Genomic DNA, 22373 nt, shown 5'->3' on the forward strand with positions numbered 1-22373 from the left:
GTGGTGGCGCCATGACCGGCCGGCTGTGTCTGACTGCGTGGGTCTGTCACTGGATCCTTCTTTCTGGCCTGTGGTGGGCATTCCCCGCATGGCCGCAGGCCAACCAGCCTGTGAGCGATTCGATGGCGTGCGGCGAGACAGTGCCGGCAGGGCATAGTGAAGAACGTCGGACCAGTCCCCCGCCACCGAAGAGCTGGCGCGACGCGCCGGTGATGCGGGCTCCGAGGTGTCGCATCAGTCCCTGGCGGGCGAAGCTGCCGGTGACATACTCGGCCAGCTCAGCACTGATGTCGCCGGATTGCGCCATTTTCGGTTCCTTTCGGTCGCTACTCGCTGGCGGCATCCGCCGCACCTCTGCGCAAGGGGCGCCCGCGGCTCTCGTACAGGGCGGCGTCTGCTTGCTCGTACAAATCTGCGATGCTTGCCTCGAGTGAGGTCTGCGTGGCGGCGCCGAGGCTGACCCCCGGCGTCTGCCCCTCGACGTCACGGAGGAACTGCTCGACAGCCTCAAAACCTTCCCCGGCGATGCAGACGGCGAACTCGTCACCGCCGAGCCGGGCCAGGACGGCCTGCCGGGGAACGATCCGTCGCCAGCAGTGCGCGTAATCCACGATGCGACGGTCCCCGGCTTGATGTCCGTAGGTGTCGTTGATCTGCTTGAGGCCGTCGATGTCGAGAACCACGACGGTGATCGATGTGGTCTCCCCTCGTGGCCGGGTCAGCAGGTCGGCGGTTCCGATCTCCCACCCCGCGCGGTTGAGCAGGCCGGTCAACGGGTCGGTACAGGCTGCGGTGAACATCGCGCGCACCAGCAGGCCGAACGCCTCCGCTGCGCCGATGATCGCCACAGCGATGATGAGAAAGGTGATCACGCCGACGTGCGGCGCCGGGGCGATGGCGACGGCCACCACGCAGGCAACGGTCAGTGCGGCGATCATGAACCATGCCTGCCGGGTCGGGTGGAACGCCCGGATGTACATCGCCAGGAACATCGGGGCGATCAGGCAGACGTACTCGGCGGTGATCGAGACGTGAAACGCCATGACGATGGGGGTCGCCGCTATGGCAGCGACGGTGGCCAACCCGAACCGGTCCGGCTTGACGGCCAGGTACGCCAGCGCCGAGATCCCGAGAACGATGGCGATGATTCCGCCGACCGGGTTGCCGTAGGCGATGTCGGTCCGCACCGGAAACAGCGTGAAGACCACGCCGTAGGTGTAGAGGAAAGTGGTTGCGCCCAAATAGATCCGCAACAGCCGCACGCGCTGCCCTGCGAGGACGCCACTACCTGCGCCGGCGAGCGAACTGAGGCGGTACATGCCGCTAACCTGCCTGTTGCCAGAGGGGGCCGTCAACCGGAGGAGACATGGCGCCACCGCGTCAGACCGTCGCGCAGGTGCACTCAGACGATATGGGGCCGCCAGCGGCACAGGCCGCACTACAGTCGGCGGCGATGGGGAAATTGTCAGTCCTGATAATTGTGTTCGCCGTGGGTCTGGCGTTCGCTCCACCCGCGACCGCAGGTTCGGGCGGCGTGCCGTTCGAGCAGTTCGCCGGCCCCTATCAAGCGCGTGTTTCGCAGCAGCAAGGCTCATGTGACCCCAATTATTCGGGCGCCTGCGTGCCGATCGACAGCGATGTGGACTGCGCCGGCGGGAGCGGGGACGGTCCGTCCTACGTTTCGGGTCCCGTGGCTGTCGTCGGCGATGACCTCTACGACCTTGACCACGACGGCAACGGCACAGGCTGCGAATAGTGCCGGCAGCTCCCGGCTAGAGCTTCATGTCTTCGGGCCGGATGACGCCGGCCACGGTTTGGTGCCGACACCGCTGTCCCGGCGGTGCCCCATGACGCCGATTCGCCTAGTTTCATCAAGAACTCAGTCGGCTCGAACGAGTTCGCGATTGCGTGCGTCGATGGCTTCCTGAGTGGCGGGAACGATCAGGTCCCCGCCCGCGCCGACCGTGCCCTGGGCGTAGGTGACATGCGGGCGCTGCTCACACTCATATTGGGCGAACGCTGCATCCAGGTCGCTGGCGTTCTCCGTCAAAGCCTTTGCCAGCAGCCATGTTCCGGTGAGGGCCAGGCTGGTCCCCCGCCCGGACATCGGGGATGCGCAGTGGGCCGCGTCGCCGACGAGGACGACCCGTCCCCGACGCCACGACGGCATGTCGATCTGGCTCACCGAGTCGAAGTACAGTTCCGGGTCACGGCATGCCGCGTCGAGCAGTTCGGGCACCCGCCACTTGCCGTGTCCGCCGAACTCCTCGGTGAGGATGCGCTTCTGCGCGTCGAGGTCCTGGTAGTCGTAGTCGATCCAGGGTGAGCGGAAGCTCAGCACTGCCAAGGCCACGTCGCGATAGGTGAGAATCCCGACCATGTGCCCCGGGAAGTTGTAGATCGGGTTGGCGGCATCGGCCGGGTGGTACTGCGGCACATTCGCCAACGCGGTGTAGAAGCCCAGATGACGCAGGTACCGGCGCTCGGGCCCGAACACGAGCCGGCGGGTGGCTGAGTGCAGACCATCAGCGCCCACCACCAGGTCGTAGCGGGCCGGCTCATCGGAGGCGAACAGGACGTCGACGCCGCGACCGTCGTCGTGGAGCTCGGTGATGGAATCGCCGAACGTCAATGCCACCGACGGGCCGAGGGCATTGCGCAGCACGTGCGCCAGGTCCTCTCGGGGTATTTCGATGTCGTCGGCCGTGTCGTTGATCTGCGCGAGCGGAAGCTCGACCACCCGGTCGCCGTTGCCGTCGACGAAGCAAGTCCGCTCCGTCATGTCGACCTTCCGGACCCGGATCTCATCGAGAACACCCATCTGCCGGGCGACGGTCAGCGACTCACCGCGCAGGTCGATCGGTGATCCGTTGACCCGAAGGTGTTGTGCACGTTCGACGATGGTGACGTCATGGCCCGCGTTGCCCAGGTTGATGCCCGCGGACAGCCCGGCCATGCCCGCGCCGGAAACCAGAATGCGCATCGGGAAACCTCCTCGGAGATAGGATCCACTGTGTATCCAACGAACGTAGCGATCATCTTTAGGAAACGCAATGTCTCTTACTTCTGACGACGTTCCGCAGCGTCGCCGCGGTCCCGCGCTGGAGAACGCACTTCTGGCCGCGGCCTGGGACGAACTCAACGAGCGCGGCTACGACGACTTCACCGTCGATGGCGTCGCCGCCCGGGCCTGCACCAGTCGTGCGGTGCTGTACCGGCGCTGGCCGGGAAAACCGGAACTGGTGCACGCCGCGTTGATTGCCGCGATCAAAAAGGATCCGGTCACCGTGCCGGACACCGGCAGCCTGCGCGGCGACGTCATCGACCTGCTACGGCAGGCCAACAGCCGACGCGGCCATCTCGCCGTCACCGTCATCACCCGACTCGGCGGCTTCTACCGCGACACCGGCACCAACCTCGCCGACCTGCGGGACGCGCTCGAGGGTGAACTCGGCGTCACCATGGACGATCTCATCGCCCGCGCCGTCGCCCGCGGGGAGATCCGGCCCGACCAGATCAACGGCCGCATTGCGCAGCTACCCGCCGACCTGCTTCGTCACGACATCCTGTTCACGCATGCGCCCCTGACCGATGACGCCATCGCGGAGATCGTGGACGGGGTGTTCCTACCGCTGGTCCGGCTCGGCGCCGGCGACAACAGCTAGATCGGCCAAAGACGGGGCACGTGATGCGGACGCCAGCAGATAGCATCACTTAGAATCATAGGTGATGCTATCGTGGGAAGGTGGCCTCAGTTGGCGGCAGCACAGCGCTGATGTACGAAAAGCTGCTTTGGGATGCACCCGCTGAAGCCGGCTACGGACTCGCGGACCTGCGTGCGGCACAGCGCCAGGCCGGGGAGTACGAGGCGGCGATCCCCGCCTCCATCGCCGAATTGTCGGTCAATCTCCCAGCCGCAGTCCTTGCTGACGCCGAGGAAGCAAGCAATGAGATCACTCGATTCGACGCCGAGCTTGGTGACGAGATTGCACCTTTCTCCGCAGTCTTGCTGCGATCCGAATCAGCAGCGAGTTCCAATATCGAAAACTTGACCGCTTCGGCGCGAGCCATCGCCGAAGCGGAAGCCCTCGGTGACACCAGCCGGCGCAATGCTGCCCAGATCGTGTCCAACACCGAGGCGATGAAGGCGGCTGTTGCTCTGGCCGACCAACTCGACGAGAACGCCATCCTTGCCATGCACAGCGCGCTGATGCGTGTCAGCGACCCGACCTCCGCCGGACAGTGGCGTACTGAACAAGTCTGGATCGGCGGCGGAAGCTTCGGTCCCCGCGGTGCCGACTACATCGCTCCTCACCACACCCGCGTCCTCGAGACGATCGCAGACCTACTCGACTTCACCCGTCGCACCGATCTGCCCACACTCCCCCAGATCGCGATAGCGCACGCCCAGTTCGAGACCATCCACCCCTTCACCGATGGCAACGGCCGCACAGGACGAGCGCTCATCCAGGCGATGCTGCGCCACAAGCGGCTCACCCGCCAGATCACAGTCCCGGTCTCCGCCGGCCTTCTCACCAACACCGATGCGTACTTCCACGCACTCGGCTCTTACCGCGAGGGCGATGTCGCTCCAATCGTCGCGCGCCTTTCGGAGGCATCACTGCTAGCCGTCGCCAACGGCCGACAACTCGTCACGGAACTGCGATCAATTCGTGAAGAGTGGAACTCCAGGATCACCGCTCGCCGTGACTCAGCGATCCATCGCGTCGCCGACATGCTCATCAAGTACCCGGTCATCAACGCGAGGTTCCTGCAACGTGAACTCATGATCAGGACCGGGAACGCGCGCCGATACATCGATCCACTGGCCGAAGCGGGAGTCATCATCGAATTCACGGATCGCGCGCGCAACAGGGCATGGCGCGCGCCTGAAGTGCTGGGCGCGCTGGACGCCTTCGCTGTCCGAGCGGGACGACGTACGCACCCATCTTGATATCGATGCGCAGATCGCTGTTTGTGTGGTGTCAGCGTCCGGAAGCCATTGCTAGCCTGGCCGCCTCGACCAGGCGCTCTGCCGCACGGTTCATTCTCTTCAACTCCGCTGCAGTCAGGCCCTGATGGGTGTAGGCAGCCTTGTTCTTCAAGTTCAACAGCGTGTTCAGGTGACGCTCGGAGCCGTTGTCTGCCCGCTTCAGCAAAGCGACGGCCTCGTTATGCTTGCCGGTGTTCGAGTGCGCCCCGAGGCGAACGCAGCAGATCACGTCCGCGGCGGCAATTCCGGAGTCAACATAGAGATCGCCGGCGGCGTTGGGCATCCCCTCTCCCAGATGGTCTGCCGCTGCGAAGAACTCGTTCGCCTTGGACATGCGCCCGGCAGTGACCACGGCGTCGCAGTCGCGTTGCCCCGCCATCACGATCCCCTCGCAACCGGAGAACTACCGATCGGGCGCAATTGCGTGTTGAACCAGGCCCGTGTTCCCGCGACGGTCAGGCCCTGCGTGGCCACGTCACGAAGCAGAGGTTCACCAGCCGAGGCTGCGGCGGCGAGGTCGTTTTCGGTGTACTCGACGACACGGGCGTCATTGCCGGTCCACGCGGTGACGAGTCGGGCGAGTTCGGTCAGCCGCTGTTCCCACAGGTCGGGCCCCACATCGTGACCATCGAGATCGGGCGTGCAGGCGCGCACCAGAAACAGGTCGATGTCGCTGTCCAGCGTCATCCGGCCGGCTGCTGCGGACCCGAACACCGCGGCGTACTTCAGATCCTTGCCCCAGCCCGCCAAGTGGGCCTCCAGCCGCTCCAAGAAGATGGAGATCAGCTTTGAGAGCGACACGATTGGCTCGGCTGCAAGATGTTCCGTATTGAGCCGATAGGTGTTCGTCCTTCCCACCCGATCGTGCAGTACTACGCCCTGGGCGGTGAGGCGGGTAAGGACCTTGCGGATGCCTTCACCCGACACCGTGGTGAGGATGCGCTGGATCTGGGAAATCGTGAATGGGACATCAGCGCTTGCCAGGACACCCAGTACATCGCCGTCCAATGTGGGCGTCACAGTGGCGAACGGCTTGTTCAACTGCATACTCGAAGTCCTCAACGCTCAAACTATAGTTAGAGTTACACTACTATAGTTGCATTGCGCAGGTCTCCAAGCCGGCCGATTGGCAGCCTCTGAACCAAGACAACTTGGACGTGGGGCGGGCGGGGCTCGAACCCGCGGCCTACGGATTATGAGTCCGCAGCTCTAACCGACTGAGCTACCGCCCCGTCGCGACGTGCGCGGCCACCATGGTCGCATATGGCTTTCTCAGGCGAAGATCGTCTGTCCGGCCTCGTCCACCTCGTAGCGCTCGGTGCCTTCGGCAACGCGCGGTTCATCGGCGGCCAGCGAGACCGCGATCTTGTTCGCCGCGTTGCGCATCACATCCAACGTCAGCTCGATCATCTGCTTGCCCGAGAAGTGCTTACGCACCCCGGCCGCCACCGACGGGTCGATCTGCGACGGCGTCCAGATCAGCGCGTCGACGTAGCGCAGCGCGGCCTTGTGCGCGTCGGACAGGTCGTCGGCGGACTCGAAATCGGCGATCTGGCGGTACATGTCCTCCGACCCGCCGGCGTCAAGTGCGTGCACTTCCCGCAACGACTGGCACAGCCGGCAGTGGTGCGCCGCCGCGCCGCGCAACCGGACTATCTCCGTGGTGACGGGGTCGAGCTTGCTCAGCCGGGCCACCGCGGGCACGAACCCGTTGAGCAGCGCGTCAATCGGGTCGGTGTCGCGGTCCCACTGCACATCGGCGGTCCGCCCCGGATGCCCGAGATCGAGCGCCTCACATCCGGCCCAGACCCGAGGCACGAAGTCGGCGATGAAGATCGCCACCGCGACCCGAAAGGCGTTGTCTCCCGCGGCAGCGAGGAAACGGGTGCGCTGGTTGTCCCCGATGTTGGTCACGTCCACCGAGAACTGCTCGGCGAACGCCGCCAGAACGGACAGCTCTTTGGTCCGCTCGTCGGCCAGATCACCCGGAGTCGGCAACGCCGGCAGAGCCAGCGCCCGTCCGCACGTCAACCTGATCAGGGTGTCGGCGTTGCTGTCCCCGCTGGACGACGCCACCAGTCCGGCCAGCCGCTCCGAGGGTGTGGGTTCACTCACACCAGGATTATTGCGCCTGACTGACCGAGGACATGTGAAAGTCGGGGATCCGAAGCGACGGCATCTGAGCGCGGGTCGCCCAGTCACCCCACTCCCGGGGCAGGGTCAGCTCGCTGACGCCGGCCTGGGTGGCACGACGCAGCAGGTCCAGCGGGCTCTCGTTGAAGCGGAAGTTGTTCACCGCGGCCGTGACCTCACCGTCCTCGACCAGGTACACCCCGTCGCGGGTCAGCCCGGTGAGCAGCAGCACCGACGGGTCGACCTCGCGCATGTACCACAGCGTGGTCAGCAGCAGACCCCGTTCGGTGCCGGCGATCATGTCCTGCAGGCTCTGCGGCCCGCCGGTCATCAGGAGGTTGTCGGCGGCCACCGTCACCGGCGCATCGAACTCCGCGGCCGCCGCCCGCGGGAAGGACAACGCGTTGATCACACCGTCGCGGATCCAGTCGACGCGCTCGATCTCCAGCCCGTTGTCGAACACCGAGGCCCGCTCCGAGGAACTCGCCGTCGCGATGAACGGCGCGCACTCCAACCCCACCGCGCGGGGGTCCGAGTACAGCGTCAACGGCAGCGACGTCAGTTTCTCCCCCACCCGGGTTCCGCCGCCAGGCGCCGCGAGCGCGGTGCGTCCCTCCTGCGCGCTCCGTCCACCCATGGTCCAGCTCAGGTAGATCATCATGTCCGCCACCGTGGACGGCGGCATGATCGTCTCGTAACGCCCGGCGGGCAGCTCGATGATGCGCCGCGCCCACGACAACCGCGTCGCAAGCTGGTCGAGCATCGAATCCGTTGGCACCGCTTCGAAATCGGGGGTGCCGACGCCCACCCAGGCGCTGGCACCGGCACGTTTGGCGTTGATCTCCGGCGACCCGGTGGGCTCGGTGAACCGCCGGCGCAACCCGTTGGAGGTCGCGACGAACGTCGTCTCGACGATGTGGCGTGCGTAGCCGAACAGCGTGTCACCGCCCCGGAAGCCGCGCGCCAACGCACCGGCCACGTCACCGAAGACCTCCGCCCCTGTGCCGGGCACGGGCGCGTCCCAGTCGGGCGGCGCGTCAGCAGCCGGCAGTGCCGGCGCGGCGTCCCTGGCGTGCGGCGCCGTTGCGGCGGCCTGCTGGGAGGCCGCCACCAGGTCGGTGATGACGGTCGGGTTCACCGAGCTGGACCGCACGGATCCGACGCGTGCGTCGTCGCCTTGTCGCACAACCGAAATGATCGTGGTGGTGCGGCTGGTAGATTCGCCGTTGGTGGTCATCGTGTTGTTCGCCCAGCGCAGTGAGGCATCAATGCGATCGGTGACCAAGACGATGGTTTCGTCTGCCCTGCCGAGCCGCCGGGCTTCGGCCAGCGCGATGTCGACTACCTGTTGTGCGGTGATCACTGTTCTACCGCCCGCTCTCTTCACGGGTGTTGAGCACGTTGATGCCCCTGAACAAGGCCGACGGGCAGCCGTGGCTGACCGCGGCGACCTGACCGGGCTGCGCCTTGCCGCAGTTGAACGCGCCCCCCAGCCGCCAGGTGCCCGGCCCGCCGACCGCTTCCAGCGCTCCCCAGAAGTCGGTGGTGGTCGCCTGGTAGGCGACGTCACGGATCTGCCCGTCGAGCTTGCCGTCACGGATCCGGAAGAATCGTTGGCCCGTGAACTGGAAGTTGTAGCGCTGCATGTCGATTGACCAGCTCTTGTCGCCGACGATGTATATACCGTCGGCCACCCGGGCGATCAGGTCGTCTGTGCTCACGTCGTCGTGGCTCGGTTGCAGCGAGACGTTGGGCATCCGCTGGATCGGCACGTGGTGGGCGGAATCGGCATACGAGCAGCCGTTGGAGCGCGCCACCCCGAGCCGCGGTGCGAACACTCGGTCGAGTTGATACCCGACGAAGATCCCGTCACGCACCAGATCCCAGCTCTGCGCACGCACCCCCTCGTCGTCGAAACCCACGGTCGCCAGGCCGTGGGCGACGGTGCGGTCGGCGGTCACGTTCATCACCGCCGACCCGTACTTCATGGTGCCCAGCTTGTCCGGGGTGGCGAACGACGTCCCGGCGTAGGCGGCTTCATATCCGATCGCGCGGTCGTACTCGGTGGCATGGCCGATCGACTCGTGGATCGTCAGCCACAGGTTCGTCGGGTCGATCACCAGGTCGGTCGGTCCGGCCACCACGCTGGGTGCCTTCGCCTTCTCCGCCAGCAGCGAGGGCAACTGCGCCAACTCGCCGGTCCAGTCCCACACCTCGTCGCCGGCAACGGCTTCCCAGCCCCGCGCGGTCGGCGGCGCCAGCGTGCGCATGGTGTCGAACGTCCCGGCGGCCGAATCCACGGTCACCGCCTCGAGATTCGGCAGCACCCGTACCCGCTGCTGGGTGATGGACGAGCCGAACGTGTCGGCGTAGAACGTCTGCTCCTTGGCGGTGTGCAGCCACGCCGACACGTGGTCGACACCGTCTGCGGCCAGCAGCCGGCCCGAGTAGTCCTGCAGCACCGCGACTTTGTCCTCGGCAGCCACCGCGAACGGATCGACGACGTAGTCCGACACCCAGGACAGATCACGGTAGACGGGCTCGGGCGCCAGTTCGATGCGCTCGGCGTTCAGCGCGGACAGCGTGGCCGCCACCTTCACCGCACGCCGCGCGGTCTCGGCTGCCGCTGCGGTGTCGAGCTCGGCGTGCGAGGCGAAGCCCCAGGTGCCGTCGACGATGACGCGCACCGCCAGCCCGATCTCGTGGTCGACGACGGCGTTCTCGAGCGCACCGTCACGTAGCTGCATGGTCTCGGTCGTGATGGCGTGCACCCGCAGGTCGGCGTAGCTCGCTCCGGCCGCAACCGCCGTGGACAGCGCCGCGTCCCCCAGTTCATGGCGTGGCAACGCAAGAAAGTCGGCATCGATTCGTCGGGACCCCGTCACGCGAACCACCGTAGCGGCTGCCTCCGGGGTCAGCGGCCGGTGCCGCTGGTGCCCAGCACCGTCAACTCGAGCGCCAGGGCGGTTCCGCAGACCGCGATCACGATCGCGAACGCCACCCAGTCCCGGCGCTTGGGTCGTGTCGGTGCCGCCGAGATCTGTCCGGCGCCGCCGCGGGCGGTGATCGCGTCGCCCATCTCGTCGGCGCGGCGCAACGCGACGGTGATCGCCGCGGAGAGCAGGTCGATCAGCTCGGCGGCCCATCGCCGCCCGCGGCCCCGCCCGGTCGCGTCGACGTCACGGGGACGCAGCTGGCGCGCCGCATAGAGCACCCGGAACTCCTCGAACAGCATCGGGAATGCCCGCAGCGCCAACGCCAGCGTCACCGCCCAGTCGTCGACCGGCACCCGCAACGGGCGCAGCGGACGGCCCAGCGTCGCCACTGCGGGCGCGACCTCGGCGACGTTGGTGGTGAACGACACCATCGCACCGAGTCCGAGCAGTACCACCGTCAGCGCGGCGATGCGCAGGAAGTTCAGCAGCCCGCCCAGACCGATGTCGACGGAGCCGACGGGGATCACCGGGCTGCCGCCGGCGAACGCCGCGGTGATCGCCCCCAGCGCCACCAGCACCCACAACACCCTCGGCACTGTCGGGAACGCGCCGCGTGGGATGTGCGCCAGCCGCGCCGCCACGACGATCAGCACGGCGACGGCGCCGATGGGCACCCAGCCCGGGTAGAACGTCAGCAGCACTCCGATGCCGGCGACGATCAGCAGCTTCGAGCCGGCCCACAGGTCGTGGATGACGGTCTGGCCCGGTACCGGCCGCAGCAGCACCACCTGCCTGCGCTGCTTGCGCGGTGCGGCCGTCATGACCGTTCCCCTGCCGTCGTCGGCACCGCGGCCAGCATCCCGTCCTCGAGATGCAGCGTGCGCGGGCACAATTCCTCCAGCCCCATGAAGTCATGCGAGATGACCACCAGCGTCAGCCCCTCGCGGCGACGCAGGTCCACCAGCAGGCGCAGCAGGCCGCGCTGGGAGGCTGCGTCCAGGCCCGCCAGCGGTTCGTCGAGGATCAGCGCGCGCGGCTTACGGGCCAGCAGCCCGGCCAGCACCACCCGCCGCATCTGCCCGCCGCTGAGCTCGTCAACCCGCCGGGCGGCCAGCGTGGGCTCCAGGCCGACGGTGTGCAGCGCTTCGGTCACCTTCGCCTGGTTGTACATCGAGAACCCGGCCGACGAGGCTATCTCCAGGGCGACGTGGCTGCGCATCAGTTGCAGGCGCGCTGCCTGGAACGAGATCGCTACGGCACCAACCTGATCCGACACCGGCGAGCCGTCGAGTAGACAGCTGCCCGACGTCGGGACGGTCAGGCCGGCCATGATCCAGGCGAGGGTGGACTTGCCGGACCCGTTGAGGCCGTGGATCAACACACCGTCACCTTGGTGTACCGCGAAGTCGATGTCGCTCAAAGCGCTTTTTGCCCAAGGGGTTCCGCTGCCGTACTCGTGGCACACACCGTTGAGCTCGAGAACCGGCGCGCCGCGCGGGGGTTCACCGACCTCGCTGGCCGCCGGCGCCTCGGCGGTTTCGACCATCTCGACGTTGTCGGCGCTGCCGGAGTTGTCGGCCGCAGCGGAGTCGTTGCCGGTCAGGTTGACGGTGCGGTCGGCGGCGTCGGCTTCGTCGTTGTAATGGGTGATGTGCACCAGTGACGTGCGGTGGCGTTGGGTGAGTCCCGACAGCACCGACATCAGGTCCTCGCGCCCGTCTTGGTCGACCATGCTGGTGACCTCGTCGGCGATCAGCAGCGAGGGCTCACGGGCCAGTGCCGCAGCCACGGCAAGCCGCTGCAGCTCACCGCCTGACAGCCCCCCGGTGTCCCGCTCGGCGAGCCCGTCGAGGCCCACCTCAGAGAGCAGTTGGCCCACATCGGTCGCCGTACCGGGGGGCAGACCCCAGACGACGTCGTCGGCGACCCGGGTACCCAGTACCTGACTCTCGGGGTGCTGCATCACCACCGCGGTGCCGCCGAGCTTGCCCAATCCCACGGCGCCGGGGCGTTCCACGGTTCCCGAGGTGGGGTCGCGGCCCGACAGCACGAGCATCAGCGTCGTCTTGCCCGAGCCGTTGGCGCCGGTGACCGCCACGTGCTCCCCGGGTTGCACTGCCAGCGATACGGGTCCCAGCGCGTCGCGGCCGGAACCCGGGTACCGGAACCGGACGTCGCGCAGCTGCAGCGGCACCGGTTCGACCGGACCCGCGTCCACCGACGACTCAAGCTTGTGCACGTCGGGGATGCCGACCAGCCGCGACATCACCCGCGACAGCGCCCACCAGCCGACCAGGCTGACGAACAGGATGCTGAACACGCCGGTGGCGAAGAACACCAGCGGCCAGTAGTCCAGCGCTGTGGCGAAGTCCTGCTTGATCCGCTCGGAGGCCTCCTCCATGCCCGGGATCCGGGCGATGACCGCGGCGGCGCCGGTCACGTTGGCGGTGACCGAGTCGAAGATCAGGTTACGCAACCGGCTCAGGATGGCCAGCGCGATCACGGTGCCCGCGCCGAACAGCGCACCGGCGATGAGCGCCGCCCCCACCACCGTCGGGGTGCCGCGGCCGCGGCGCTTGACGATGCCGGTCAGCCCGCCGATGTAGGCGCAGTTCACGACCGTCATGAAGCCGCCCATGCCGGCGATGAGGAAGGCGACGAGACCGCCGGCGACGGTCGCGGCGATCAGCACCCGCAGCCGGTAGCGGTAGGCGAGCAGGCCCATCGGGACGGTGCCCAGCAGCGAGAGCCCGGCCGCGAACGGGACCACGACCGCGATGATCGCGATGGCCGCACACAGCGCCGCCATCACGGCGGCCTGGGCGAGTTCGACCGGTTGAAGCGAACCAGTCCGTCGAGGGGCACTCTCCGGGCCGGCCGAGGTCATTCCTTGATTCTGCCAGTCGTCGGGGCGTTGACCTCCTGACCGGGTGGTGACCGACGCCACCCACCCGCGGCGTTGAAATACATAGCATCCCTATGTAAGCATGGAGCCATGTCGTCAACGCTCGGTGCAGACCTGCTCGCAGTGGTGGCCCGGATCAACCGGCTGGCCAACCAGCGGGTTCGGATGCCGATTCCCTTCGCCCAGGCCAGGCTGCTGTCCACCATCGAGGACCAGGGCGAGGCGCGGATCTCGGACCTGGCGGCACTCGACAACTGCTCGCAACCCACGATGACCACCCAGGTCCGCCGGCTCGAGGACGCCGGCATGGTTGCGCGCACCGCCGACCCCCTCGATGCGCGCGCCGTGCTGATCCGGATCACCCCCGACGGTGTCGCGGCGCTGCGGCAGGCGCGGCTGGACCGCGGGGCCGCAGTCGATCCGTACCTGGAGCGGCTCAGCGACGACGAGCGCCAGTGCCTGACCGAGGCGCTCGTCGTGCTTCGACGGCTGATCGAGGACGCCGCCGCGCCCGGCACCGCCGCCCGCCGTCGCGACACCGCCGACAGAAGCACCGTGCCCGGTGCCTGAACAAGCCTCGATGCCGGAACGGGCCTCGGTGTCGCAACAATCCATGTGGCGGCAACCGAAGGCCGTGTGGGCCGTCGCGTTCGCCTGCGTCGTCGCATTCATGGGCATCGGCCTGGTGGACCCGATCCTCAAACCGATCGCCGACAACCTGAACGCCTCGCCGTCGCAGGTGTCGTTGCTGTTCACCAGCTACATGGCGGTGATGGGGGTGGCGATGCTGATCACCGGCGTGGTGGCCAGCCGCATCGGACCCAAACGCACCCTGCTGCTGGGCCTGGTGATCATCATCGCCGGCGCGGGACTGGCAGGGATGAGCGACACCATCGGCCAGATCGTCGGCTGGCGCGCACTCTGGGGCCTGGGCAACGCGCTGTTCATCGCCACGGCGTTGGCCACGATCGTCAACTCGGCGCAGGGTTCGGTGGCGCAGGCGATCATCCTCTACGAGGCCGCGCTCGGCCTCGGCATCGCCGTCGGGCCGCTGGTCGGCGGACTGCTGGGCTCCATCTCCTGGCGTGGCCCGTTCTTCGGGGTGTCGGTGCTGATGGCCGTCGCGGTCGTGGTGACCGCGCTGCTGCTGCCGTCGACACCGCGGGCGGTGCGCGCCACGACGCTGGCCGACCCGTTCCGGGCGCTCGCCCACCGCGGGCTGCTCGGAGTCGCGATCACCGCACTGCTGTACAACTTCGGGTTCTTCACCCTGCTGGCGTTCACGCCGTTCCCGTTGGACATGAGCGCCTACGGGATCGGGCTGATCTTCTTCGGCTGGGGTCTGGCGTTGGCGTTCACGTCGGTGTTCGTCGCGCCGCGGTTGCAGCGCCGCTTCGGCACCATCCGCACGTTGCTGGTGAATCTGCTGTTGATGACGGCGACGCTGGCGGTGATGGCGGTGTGGACCGACCACAAGGCGGTGCTGGCCGGATGTGTCGTGGTCGCCGGACTGTTCATCGGCGTCAACAACACGCTGATCACCGAGACCGTGATGAAGGCCTCCCCGGTGGAGCGCGGGGTGGCCTCGGCGGCGTACAGCTTCGTGCGGTTCTCCGGAGCGGCGCTGGCGCCGTGGCTGGCCGGGATGCTCGGCGAGCGGATCAACGCGCATGTGCCGTTCTGGGTGGGCGCGGGCGCGGTGCTGCTGGCGGCCGGGGTGCTGGCGGCCACCCGCGCGCATCTGCCCGACATCGACGCCCCCGAGCCCGAACTCGACGAACTCACCGACCGTGCCAGGGCGGTCACCGTCGGCAACGACAGCTGACCGCGTCAGGTCACCCCGACCCCGATCAGGTAACCGACGAGGTAGGTGGCCGCGATGGCGAACCCGCCGAACGCCAACTGCCGCAACGATCCCAGCGCGAGGGGCCGACCGGTGATCTTGGCCGCGGAACCACCGGCGAGCAGAAGTCCGACACCGCCGAACGCGAGACCGAGCCACAGCGACCCGTACCCGAGCAGGTACGGGATCAGCGGGATGATCGCGCCGATGGCGAACAGCACGAACGACGACCCAGCCGCCACCCACGGGGACGGCTTCTCCCGGGGGTCGACCCCGAGCTCCTGCACCAGGTGGAAGTTCACCGCCCTGTTCTCGTCCCGGTGGATCTCCTCGGTGGCGGTTGCGGCAGTCTGCGGCGTCATCCCCATGTCGGTGAGCATCGCCGCCAACTCGGCCCGCTCGGCCTGTGGATGCAGGCGGAACGATTTGCGCTCCACCAACACCTCGGAGTCGATCTGCTCGTTGGCGGTGGTCACCGACGTGTACTCCCCCAACGCCATCGAGAACGCCCCCGCCAGCAGGCCGGCGACACCACTGAGCACCACGGTCGCAGGGCTGGCGCTCGCGGCCACACCGGCGATCAGGGCGGTGTTGCTCACCAGCCCGTCCATCGCCCCGAACGTCGCGGCCCGCAGCCACCCACCGGTGACGTTGGCGTGCCGGTGGTCGGCGACGTGTGGCATGCCCGTCGGGGACACGGGCGGATCGACTGGTTCGGTCATGGTGATGATTGAACGCCTGCCGTGGTGCGCTCGCGAAGTCAGGTTGACCTGGGTTTGCAGCATCACAGTTTGCATCCGTGACACGCGGGCTACCGTCGAGTCATGACCACCACGGCGGAGCATCTTCGTAACACACTGGACGGTCGCTTTCGCGACGTGAAGAACCGGGTGCGCCAGGAACTCACCAACCCGGTGTTCCGGCCCCACTACACCCCGAACACCGTGATCGCCCGCACCAAGGTGGGTGAGCAGATGCGCATCATGGCCTCCCAGGGGGCGGCCGAAGACGGATTCAAGAAGGAGCACGGCGGCAACGGCGACGTCGGCGCAGCCGTCACGCAGATCGAGATGCTCGCGATGAGCGACCTCTCGCTGATGGTGAAGGCCGGCGTGCAGTGGGGCCTGTTCGGCGGCGCGGTGGAGAACCTCGGCACCGAGCGGCACCACCAGGAGTACGTGCCCCGGATCATCAGCCTGGATCTGCTGGGGTGCTTCGCGATGACCGAGACCGGGCACGGCAGCGACGTCCAGTCACTGGAGACGACTGCGACCTACGACCCGGAGACGCAGGAGTTCGTCATCGACTCCCCCACCCCGTCCTCGCGCAAGGACTACATCGGGGGCGCAGCCGAAACCGCGCGAGTGGCAGCGGTTTTCGCGCAACTGATCACCCCGGACGGCGAAGGCCACGGGGTGCACTGCCTGATCGTGCCGATCCGCGACGACAAGGGCAACGACCTGCCGGGCGTGACCACCTCGGACTGCCACTACAAAGGTGGCCTGCCCGGGGTGGACAACGGCCGCATCCAGTTCGACCACGTGCGGGTCCCGCGGGAGAACCTGCTCAACAAGTATGCCGACGTCGCCCCCGACGGCACGTATACCTCGCCTATCGAGAACATCGGCCGCCGGTTCTTCACGATGCTGGGCACCCTGATCCGCGGTCGCGTCACGGTGGGCGGCAGCGCGGGCGCCGCGGCGCGGGTGGGAGTCGACATCGCCACCAGGTATGCGTTGGAGCGCAGGCAGTTCTCCGCCCCCGACGACGAGCAGGAAGTGCTGCTGATGGACTACCTGGTCCATCAGCGCCGACTGCTGCCGCTTATCGCACGGTCGTATGCGTTGCAATTCGCGCAGAACGAACTCGTCGCCAAGTGCCACGAACTGCAGACCGCCGATGATCCCGACCCCGAGGAGCAACGCGAACTGGAGTCACGCGCGGCGGGCCTCAAAGCGGCGAACACCTGGCACGCGACCCGTGCCATCCAGGAGGCCCGCGAAGCATGCGGCGGCGCAGGCTATCTCGCCGAGAACCGGTTGATCGCGCTGAAGGCCGACACCGACGTGTTCACCACCTTCGAGGGTGACAACCACGTGCTGATCCAGCTGGTGGCCAAGGAACTGCTGACCGCTTACGCCGACGACATCAAGGGCATGAGCCCGGTCGAATGGGTGCGCTTCGCGGCCAACTTCGCCGGCGAGCGGGTGATGAAACGCACTGCGGCGCAGACGATCATGCAGACGATCCTGGACACCCGGCAGGACAACGAGGAAGAGGGAAGCCTCTTCAACCGCGGCACGCAGGTGAAGATGTTCGAGGACCGCGAGGAGTACATGCTGGCGTCGGTCGCCCGCCGGCTGCAGGGCAAGTCCAAGGAGATGAGTGCCTTCGACGCGTTCAACGCCGTGCAGGATCACGTGCTGCACGCCGCCACCGCGCACATCGACCGCATCATCCTGGAGGCGTTCGTCGCCGGCATCGACACCTGCGAGGACGCGTCTGTTGAAGGGCGGGAGGCCCGCGAGATCCTCGAGATGGTCTGCGACCTCTACGCGCTGTCGGTGATCGAAGAGGACAAGTCCTGGTTCGTCGAGCACCGCTTCCTGTCGACCGAACGCGCCAAGGCCGTCACCCGCGGGATCAACGACCGTTGCCGGCGGTTGCGTCCCCACGCGGAGACACTCGTCGACGGGTTCGGCATCCCCGAGCAGTTGCGCTACGCCGAGATGCTGCACCCCGAGCACATTCCCGACGCCGACGAGCACGCCGAGCAGGACGCCAAAAGCGCCGGGGTCATCTGACCCAGGATCAGGGTCAGGGTCCGGGAATCGGGTCCAGCACGGTGAGCCTGCCGTCCTCGAGCGTCACCCGGGCCGACCCGATTCCGGTCGGGCAGCACGGCTCATCCTGACCCTGGCGCCACTGGTACTGCACGTGCGCATGATGGTCGCCCTGCGGGATCACGGTGATGTAGGGACGCGGCTCCGGGGTGGGTGAGCCCACCGGGTCGGTGCCGTCGAAGAACAACACCTGCTGCGGGCTGTCAGGAGCCTCACCGTCGGTGACCACCACCCAGTTCAGCCGGCAGTCCGGTGCGTTGCCGCGCGCGGTTTCCCGCCACTGACCCGGCGGCAGCAGTAAGAACTCGGAGGTGACGACCTCGTCCGTCGGACCGGGGCCGCAAGCGGCGGTGCTCGTCGGTGCCGGACCCGACGGGCTCCACCCGCAGCCGACGGTGAGCGCGGCCAACGTCACCAGCATCATCAGCGCCGACACAGGGCGCGAAACTCGCATGCCGCCAGACTAATGGGGCGCGGGCAGTGCACGGCTCGCAGCGCCACCAGGGCCGGATCTCTCGGCCGGCGCAAGCCGGACAGCTGACCGGCTGTTGAATGCGTGTGCTCCCCCGGCTGGACTCGAACCAGCAACCCTTCGGTTAACAGCCGAATGCTCTGCCAATTGAGCTACAGGGGATTGCCCTCCCACGGTCGTTGCGCCGCGGGCCAGAGAGCACTTTAGCCTACGTCCGCGCCGCCTCGCCAATACGCTCCCAGCCGGGCGCGCACTGCCCGCGGTGAGGCAGGATGGACACCGAGCACGCAGTCCCGCGAGAGATATCTGGAGGAGCCCTGTGATCGGGTATGTCGCCGTTCTGGCCGTCGGCTACGTGCTGGGAACCAAGGCGGGCAGGCAGCGCTACGAGCAGCTCTCGGGAACGTACAAGGCCGTCACGGGCAGTCCGGCCGCCAAGGCGGTCATCGATGCGGGACGGCGCAAGATCGCCGACCGGGTCTCCCCCGACCCGTCGATGGTGGAGTTGACACACATCGACTCCGGCACCGAGGTTCTCGAGCCGGAGCAGATGACGAAGAAGAAGGCCCGTTAGCCGTCCGTCAGCCGAAGTCGCGGGTGATGGTGGTGCCGGGCAGCAGTGGCCCCGTCTCGAACGGGATGCCGACGCCGACGCCGTCGCCGTAGAGGCCGATCTCAGGCGTGCCGACGATGACGGGCGAGCCGTTGGAGTACCCCATGCAATTGCCGTCTTCTTTGTTGCCGAACCAGGCCAGGCAGGCCGGCTGCGCTGTCACCTGCGGGGTGGCATCGGTGCTGCTCAGCGACGCGTAGAGCGGCACGGTCACGGCTGCGGCCGCAAACGCCCCAGCGATCAGTCGGGTGCTGTTGGTCCGGATCATGTGCACGAACATCGCCAACTCGCCTTCTCACTACCAATCAAAACGGCCCCGACTTCACGAACACCATAACCCGGCGGACCTGATCACGCAGTCAGGTCGTCGCCACTGGCCTGTTCGAGCAGGCTGCGCCGGTAGCTCTCCATCGCCACCAGATCGCCGAACAGCGCGTGGTATTCGTCACCCTGCTCGACCGGCGACATCCGCTGCAGCTTGGACTTCACCTCGGCGATCTGGCGTCCGATCCACACCTCCTGCAACCGGGCCAGCACCCCGCTGATGTAGCGGGGCAACCGCTCGTCGTCGGCGTTGATCGCCTCGGCGCTCAGTTCGTTGACCAGGCCGGCCGCCATCGGGGAGGCGGTCTGGTCACGGACGGCCTCGATCCACTGCGCGCCGGTCACACCGGCCGACGTCCCGCCGGCGGCCTGGATCGCCACCCGCACCGCCGCGTAGCCGGGATGGGTGAAGCTCTCGGTGGCCAGCGAGTCGAACACCGGCCCGGCCAGTGCCGGGTACTGCAGCGCCGACTTGAGCGCTTCGCGCTGGGGCCACAGCGTGGGGTCGGCCGGGTCAGGCCGGGCCGGCGTGGGCGCCGCCACACCGCGGGCGCCCGGCGCCGGAACGGGTTCGGGAGCGCCGCGACGACGCGTCCGGTCGGGCATCCCGCGCTTGCCCGCTTCTTCGCGGACCCGGCTGAGCACCTGGCCCTCGTCGCGCCACCCCGTCCAGCCCGCCAGGCGGCGGGCGTATTCGTCACGCAGCGCGTAGTCGCGGATCTGGGCGACCAGCGGCACGCACCGGCGCAGCGCGTCCACCTGCGCCTGCGGGTCGTTGTCCAGAGCGTCACCGTCGGGAATCAGGCTGCGGATCGCGAACTCGAACATCGGGATCCGGCGCGCCACCAGATCCCGCAGCGCCCCGTCACCGGACTTCAGCCGCAGATCACACGGATCCATGCCATCGGAAGCGATTGCCACGAAGGACTTTCCGGCCACCTGCTGATCGCCGTCGAACGCCTTGAGGGCCGCCGCCTGTCCGGCCGCGTCACCGTCGAAGACGAAGATCAGCTCGCCGCGGTACCAGTTGTCGTCCATCATCAGCCGCCGCAGCAGCGCCAGGTGGCCGTCGCCGAAGGCGGTGCCGCAGGACGCGACGGCCGTGGCCTCACCGGCCAGGTGCATGGCCATCACGTCGGTGTAACCCTCCACCACGACGGCGCGGTGCGCTTTGGCGATGTCGCGTCTGGCCAGGTCGAGGCCGAACAGCACCGCCGACTTCTTGTACAACACCGTCTCGGGGGTGTTGACGTACTTGGCCTCCATCTGGTCGTCGTCGAAGATCCGCCGGGCGCCGAACCCGATGACCTCGCCGCCGCCGGCCCTGATCGGCCACAACAGCCGGCGGTGGAACCGGTCCATCGGTCCGCGCCGCCCCTCCCGGGACAACCCGGCCGCCTCGAGCTCCTTGAAGTCGAAACCCTTGCGCAGCAGGTGCTTTGTCAGCGAATCCCACCCCGACGGCGCAAAACCGCAGCCGAACCGGGCGGCGGCCTCGGCGTCGAAGTTGCGTTCGGTCAGGTACTGCCGCGCCGGGGCGGCTTCCTCGGACTGCAGCGCGGCGGCATAGAACTCCTGCGCGGCGGCGTTGGCGGCCAGCAGCCGGCTGCGACTGCTGCGATCACGCTGCACGTTGGTGGTGGAGGATCCGGTGTAGGTGACGGTGTAGCCGACGCGGTCGGCGAGAAGTTCGACCGCCTCGACGAAGCTGACGTGCTCGATCTTCTGCAGGAACGCGTAGGCGTCGCCGCCCTCCCCACAGCCGAAACAGTGGAAGTGGCCGTGGTTGGGGCGGACGTGGAACGAGGGGGATTTCTCGTCGTGGAAGGGACACAGCCCCTTCATCGAATCCGCCCCGGCGCGCCGCAGCTGGACGTACTCGCCGACAAGGTCCTCGATGTTGACCTTGTCACGGATGGCGGCGATATCGCGATCAGGGATCCTGCCCCGTCCCCGAGTCCCGTCGCCCGCCACCCGGCCAGTCTAGAGCCCGCGGCGGCAGCGGCTACGCGGGTTCGAGGCGCTCCAGTCGACCCTCGGTGTAGGAAGCCACCTGGTCGATCACCACCCGCAGCCGTGCGCCGTCGTCGGCGGCGGAGTTGAAGTCCGGGACGAACAACGGATCCAGCGTCGCCGGCGCCCCGGCACGGATGAACCGCACCGCCGCGTCGATCCGGTCCCGCTGCTGCGCCTGCAGATCCAGGTGCCGGGGGTCGGACATGATGAACTGCAGCGCGAGGATCTTCAGCACCGCCACCTCGGCGCGCACCACGGTGGGCACCTCGAGGTCTGCGCGGTACCGCACCAACCGCCCCGGGCCGGCCACGGCGCGGGTGGCCGCGATGGCAGACGACGCGAATCGGCCCACCAGCTCACTGGTCATGGTCTTCAACGCCACCGACGCCGCCAACGTGCCGTCGTACTTGCCGACGGCGGCCACCGCGGGGAGCAACGACAGCCGTTCGGCGGCCTCGACCAGGTCCGCGGCCGCCAGGCCGCCGCCCATGCCGTGGGACTGGCCCAGCCGGCCCAGCGCACCCACCGCATCGTCGTCGGCCAGCACCCGCAGGTCGATCCGTCCGGAGGTGACACCGTCCTCGACGTCATGCACGGAGTACGCGACGTCGTCGGCCCAGTCCATGATCTGAGCTTCCAGGCACGGCCGTCGGTCGGGCGCGTCGCCGCGCACCCAGGCCGCGGCCGCGGCGTCGTCGGCGTAGAAGCCGAACTTGCCGCCCTCCGGGGCCCGGTACCACGGATACTTCGTCACCGCGTCCAGCGCGGCCCGGGTCAGGTTCAGGCCCGCGCTGCGCGGCTCCTCGCCCTGCGTATCAAGCACTTTGGGTTCCAGCCGGGTGAGTATTCGGAAGTTCTGCGCATTGCCCTCGAACCCGCCGCACACCTCGGCGAGCTCGTTGAGTGCCCGCTCCCCGTTGTGCCCGTACGGCGGATGACCGATGTCGTGAGCCAGCCCGGCCAGGTCGACGAGGTCGGGGTCGGCACCCAGTCCGACGGCCATTCCCCGGCCGATCTGCGCGACCTCCAACGAGTGGGTGAGCCGGGTGCGTAGGGTTTCGCTCTGCCTCGGCCCGACGACCTGGGTCTTGTCGGCCAGCCGGCGCAGCGCAGCGGAGTGCAGCACCCGGGCGCGGTCACGGGCGAAATCGGTGCGGTGCTCAGTGGCCGTGCCGGGCAACGCGGCACTCTTCGCCGGTTCGACCACCAGACGCCGGCGGTCGAACGCGTCGTAGCTGTCCTGCAGTCGTGGGCTCACCGAAGCACAGTCTGCCAGCACCGCCGATCACATCCTG

22 protein-coding genes and 2 tRNA genes are annotated in these 22373 nt (G+C 67.9%); 7 read left to right on the plus strand and 17 right to left on the minus strand.

The genetic code is table 11. From position 1 onward, the window contains the following. Nucleotides 1-46: 46 nt before the first annotated feature. Nucleotides 47-307, minus strand: a complete 261-nt coding sequence (locus G6N53_RS22060) for a hypothetical protein (RefSeq protein ID WP_163892134.1) — start codon at nucleotides 305-307, stop codon at nucleotides 47-49. Nucleotides 308-326: 19 nt separating this feature from the next. Further along, nucleotides 327-1319 carry a GGDEF domain-containing protein gene (locus G6N53_RS22065; RefSeq protein ID WP_163892138.1) on the minus strand — a complete coding sequence of 331 codons (993 nt, stop codon included), beginning with the start codon at nucleotides 1317-1319 and terminating at the stop codon, nucleotides 327-329. A gap of 47 nt (nucleotides 1320-1366) precedes the next feature. Between G6N53_RS22065 and G6N53_RS22070 the strand changes: the two genes are divergently transcribed. Next, nucleotides 1367-1756, plus strand: a complete 390-nt coding sequence (locus tag G6N53_RS22070; RefSeq protein WP_237166604.1) for an excalibur domain-containing protein — start codon at nucleotides 1367-1369, stop codon at nucleotides 1754-1756. Nucleotides 1757-1879: 123 nt separating this feature from the next. Here G6N53_RS22070 and G6N53_RS22075 read toward each other — a convergent pair whose 3' ends face one another. After that, entirely contained in the window at nucleotides 1880-2983 is a 1104-nt protein-coding gene (locus G6N53_RS22075) for an FAD-dependent monooxygenase (protein ID WP_163892141.1), read from the minus strand. Between the two features lie 70 nt (nucleotides 2984-3053). Between G6N53_RS22075 and G6N53_RS22080 the strand changes: the two genes are divergently transcribed. Together G6N53_RS22080 and G6N53_RS22085 are read left to right on the plus strand one after the other, a co-directional pair. Then, nucleotides 3054-3665 carry a TetR/AcrR family transcriptional regulator gene (locus G6N53_RS22080; RefSeq protein ID WP_205390435.1) on the plus strand — a complete coding sequence of 204 codons (612 nt, stop codon included), beginning with the start codon at nucleotides 3054-3056 and terminating at the stop codon, nucleotides 3663-3665. 80 nt (nucleotides 3666-3745) lie between these two features. Then, nucleotides 3746-4954 (plus strand): Fic family protein, encoded by a 1209-nt coding sequence (locus tag G6N53_RS22085; protein WP_163892144.1) that lies wholly within the window; start codon nucleotides 3746-3748, stop codon nucleotides 4952-4954. Nucleotides 4955-4985: 31 nt separating this feature from the next. Here the strand turns inward: G6N53_RS22085 and G6N53_RS22090 are convergent, their stop codons facing one another. From G6N53_RS22090 to G6N53_RS22125, 8 genes are all read right to left on the minus strand, one after another. After that, nucleotides 4986-5372 (minus strand): hypothetical protein, encoded by a 387-nt coding sequence (locus G6N53_RS22090; protein WP_163892147.1) that lies wholly within the window; start codon nucleotides 5370-5372, stop codon nucleotides 4986-4988. Further along, a complete protein-coding gene (locus tag G6N53_RS22095; protein ID WP_163892150.1) occupies nucleotides 5372-6040 on the minus strand; it encodes a nucleotidyltransferase domain-containing protein in 669 nt (222 codons plus the stop codon). Before G6N53_RS22095 ends, G6N53_RS22090 begins: the two co-directional genes overlap by 1 nt. Nucleotides 6041-6151: 111 nt before the next feature. Beyond that, a tRNA-Ile gene (locus G6N53_RS22100) sits at nucleotides 6152-6225 on the minus strand. Nucleotides 6226-6265: 40 nt separating this feature from the next. Beyond that, the gene (locus G6N53_RS22105) at nucleotides 6266-7108 is read right to left on the minus strand and encodes a carboxymuconolactone decarboxylase family protein (protein ID WP_163892153.1); all 843 of its coding nucleotides are present in this window, start codon (nucleotides 7106-7108) and stop codon (nucleotides 6266-6268) included. 7 nt (nucleotides 7109-7115) lie between these two features. After that, complete coding sequence (locus G6N53_RS22110; protein WP_163892156.1) at nucleotides 7116-8489, minus strand: metallopeptidase TldD-related protein; 1374 nt, start codon at nucleotides 8487-8489, stop codon at nucleotides 7116-7118. Nucleotides 8490-8493: 4 nt separating this feature from the next. Further along, complete coding sequence (locus tag G6N53_RS22115; RefSeq protein WP_163892159.1) at nucleotides 8494-10011, minus strand: TldD/PmbA family protein; 1518 nt, start codon at nucleotides 10009-10011, stop codon at nucleotides 8494-8496. Between the two features lie 29 nt (nucleotides 10012-10040). Further along, a complete protein-coding gene (locus G6N53_RS22120; protein ID WP_163892162.1) occupies nucleotides 10041-10883 on the minus strand; it encodes a CbiQ family ECF transporter T component in 843 nt (280 codons plus the stop codon). After that, nucleotides 10880-12949 carry an ABC transporter ATP-binding protein gene (locus G6N53_RS22125; RefSeq protein ID WP_163892165.1) on the minus strand — a complete coding sequence of 690 codons (2070 nt, stop codon included), beginning with the start codon at nucleotides 12947-12949 and terminating at the stop codon, nucleotides 10880-10882. The genes G6N53_RS22120 and G6N53_RS22125 overlap by 4 nt, the downstream gene beginning before the upstream one ends. A 108-nt stretch (nucleotides 12950-13057) precedes the next feature. Between G6N53_RS22125 and G6N53_RS22130 the strand changes: the two genes are divergently transcribed. Together G6N53_RS22130 and G6N53_RS22135 are read left to right on the plus strand one after the other, a co-directional pair. Beyond that, a complete protein-coding gene (locus G6N53_RS22130) occupies nucleotides 13058-13537 on the plus strand; it encodes a MarR family winged helix-turn-helix transcriptional regulator (protein ID WP_163892168.1) in 480 nt (159 codons plus the stop codon). Nucleotides 13538-13580: 43 nt separating this feature from the next. After that, nucleotides 13581-14792, plus strand: a complete 1212-nt coding sequence (locus tag G6N53_RS22135; protein WP_163896216.1) for an MFS transporter — start codon at nucleotides 13581-13583, stop codon at nucleotides 14790-14792. Nucleotides 14793-14797: 5 nt separating this feature from the next. Here the strand turns inward: G6N53_RS22135 and G6N53_RS22140 are convergent, their stop codons facing one another. Then, nucleotides 14798-15532 carry a VIT1/CCC1 transporter family protein gene (locus G6N53_RS22140; protein WP_163892172.1) on the minus strand — a complete coding sequence of 245 codons (735 nt, stop codon included), beginning with the start codon at nucleotides 15530-15532 and terminating at the stop codon, nucleotides 14798-14800. Nucleotides 15533-15634: 102 nt separating this feature from the next. Here G6N53_RS22140 and G6N53_RS22145 point away from each other — a divergent pair, with 102 nt between their 5' ends. Next, nucleotides 15635-17614: an acyl-CoA dehydrogenase family protein gene (locus G6N53_RS22145; RefSeq protein ID WP_163892174.1), complete on the plus strand. Its 1980-nt coding sequence runs from the start codon at nucleotides 15635-15637 to the stop codon at nucleotides 17612-17614. A gap of 13 nt (nucleotides 17615-17627) precedes the next feature. Here the strand turns inward: G6N53_RS22145 and G6N53_RS22150 are convergent, their stop codons facing one another. Next, nucleotides 17628-18107, minus strand: a complete 480-nt coding sequence (locus G6N53_RS22150) for an LppP/LprE family lipoprotein (RefSeq protein WP_163892177.1) — start codon at nucleotides 18105-18107, stop codon at nucleotides 17628-17630. Between the two features lie 107 nt (nucleotides 18108-18214). Beyond that, nucleotides 18215-18287, minus strand: a tRNA-Asn gene (locus tag G6N53_RS22155). A gap of 157 nt (nucleotides 18288-18444) precedes the next feature. Here G6N53_RS22155 and G6N53_RS22160 point away from each other — a divergent pair. Next, the gene (locus tag G6N53_RS22160) at nucleotides 18445-18699 is read left to right on the plus strand and encodes a hypothetical protein (protein WP_163892180.1); all 255 of its coding nucleotides are present in this window, start codon (nucleotides 18445-18447) and stop codon (nucleotides 18697-18699) included. A 7-nt stretch (nucleotides 18700-18706) separates the two neighbouring features. On the opposite strand, the gene G6N53_RS22165 is transcribed toward G6N53_RS22160, so the two are convergent. From G6N53_RS22165 to G6N53_RS22175, 3 genes are all read right to left on the minus strand, one after another. Continuing rightward, nucleotides 18707-19018: a DUF7155 family protein gene (locus tag G6N53_RS22165; RefSeq protein WP_205390436.1), complete on the minus strand. Its 312-nt coding sequence runs from the start codon at nucleotides 19016-19018 to the stop codon at nucleotides 18707-18709. A gap of 71 nt (nucleotides 19019-19089) precedes the next feature. Continuing rightward, on the minus strand, nucleotides 19090-21036 hold the full coding sequence (dnaG, locus tag G6N53_RS22170; protein WP_163892183.1) for a DNA primase: 1947 nt from the start codon (nucleotides 21034-21036) through the stop codon (nucleotides 19090-19092). A 31-nt stretch (nucleotides 21037-21067) separates the two neighbouring features. Continuing rightward, nucleotides 21068-22336, minus strand: a complete 1269-nt coding sequence (locus G6N53_RS22175) for a deoxyguanosinetriphosphate triphosphohydrolase (protein ID WP_163892186.1) — start codon at nucleotides 22334-22336, stop codon at nucleotides 21068-21070. Nucleotides 22337-22373: the final 37 nt, after the last annotated feature.

It is taken from the genome of Mycolicibacterium hippocampi, from assembly GCF_010723735.1.
Classification (GTDB): domain Bacteria; phylum Actinomycetota; class Actinomycetes; order Mycobacteriales; family Mycobacteriaceae; genus Mycobacterium; species Mycobacterium hippocampi.

Bases quoted from the DNA above. Each gene is read 5' to 3' on its own strand.
- G6N53_RS22065 (WP_163892138.1), bottom strand. From the start codon at position 1,319: ATGTACCGCCTCAGTTCGCTCGCCGGCGCAGGTAGTGGCGTCCTCGCA.
- G6N53_RS22060 (WP_163892134.1), bottom strand. From the start codon at position 307: ATGGCGCAATCCGGCGACATCAGTGCTGAGCTGGCCGAGTATGTCACC.
- G6N53_RS22150 (WP_163892177.1), bottom strand. From the start codon at position 18,107: ATGCGAGTTTCGCGCCCTGTGTCGGCGCTGATGATGCTGGTGACGTTG.
- G6N53_RS22130 (WP_163892168.1), top strand. From the start codon at position 13,058: ATGTCGTCAACGCTCGGTGCAGACCTGCTCGCAGTGGTGGCCCGGATC.
- G6N53_RS22165 (WP_205390436.1), bottom strand. From the start codon at position 19,018: ATGTTCGTGCACATGATCCGGACCAACAGCACCCGACTGATCGCTGGG.
- G6N53_RS22120 (WP_163892162.1), bottom strand. From the start codon at position 10,883: ATGACGGCCGCACCGCGCAAGCAGCGCAGGCAGGTGGTGCTGCTGCGG.
- G6N53_RS22075 (WP_163892141.1), bottom strand. From the start codon at position 2,983: ATGCGCATTCTGGTTTCCGGCGCGGGCATGGCCGGGCTGTCCGCGGGC.
- G6N53_RS22095 (WP_163892150.1), bottom strand. From the start codon at position 6,040: ATGCAGTTGAACAAGCCGTTCGCCACTGTGACGCCCACATTGGACGGC.
- G6N53_RS22135 (WP_163896216.1), top strand. From the start codon at position 13,581: ATGTGGCGGCAACCGAAGGCCGTGTGGGCCGTCGCGTTCGCCTGCGTC.
- G6N53_RS22125 (WP_163892165.1), bottom strand. From the start codon at position 12,949: ATGACCTCGGCCGGCCCGGAGAGTGCCCCTCGACGGACTGGTTCGCTT.
- G6N53_RS22140 (WP_163892172.1), bottom strand. From the start codon at position 15,532: ATGACCGAACCAGTCGATCCGCCCGTGTCCCCGACGGGCATGCCACAC.
- G6N53_RS22090 (WP_163892147.1), bottom strand. From the start codon at position 5,372: ATGGCGGGGCAACGCGACTGCGACGCCGTGGTCACTGCCGGGCGCATG.
- G6N53_RS22145 (WP_163892174.1), top strand. From the start codon at position 15,635: ATGACCACCACGGCGGAGCATCTTCGTAACACACTGGACGGTCGCTTT.
- G6N53_RS22080 (WP_205390435.1), top strand. From the start codon at position 3,054: ATGTCTCTTACTTCTGACGACGTTCCGCAGCGTCGCCGCGGTCCCGCG.
- G6N53_RS22070 (WP_237166604.1), top strand. From the start codon at position 1,367: ATGGCGCCACCGCGTCAGACCGTCGCGCAGGTGCACTCAGACGATATG.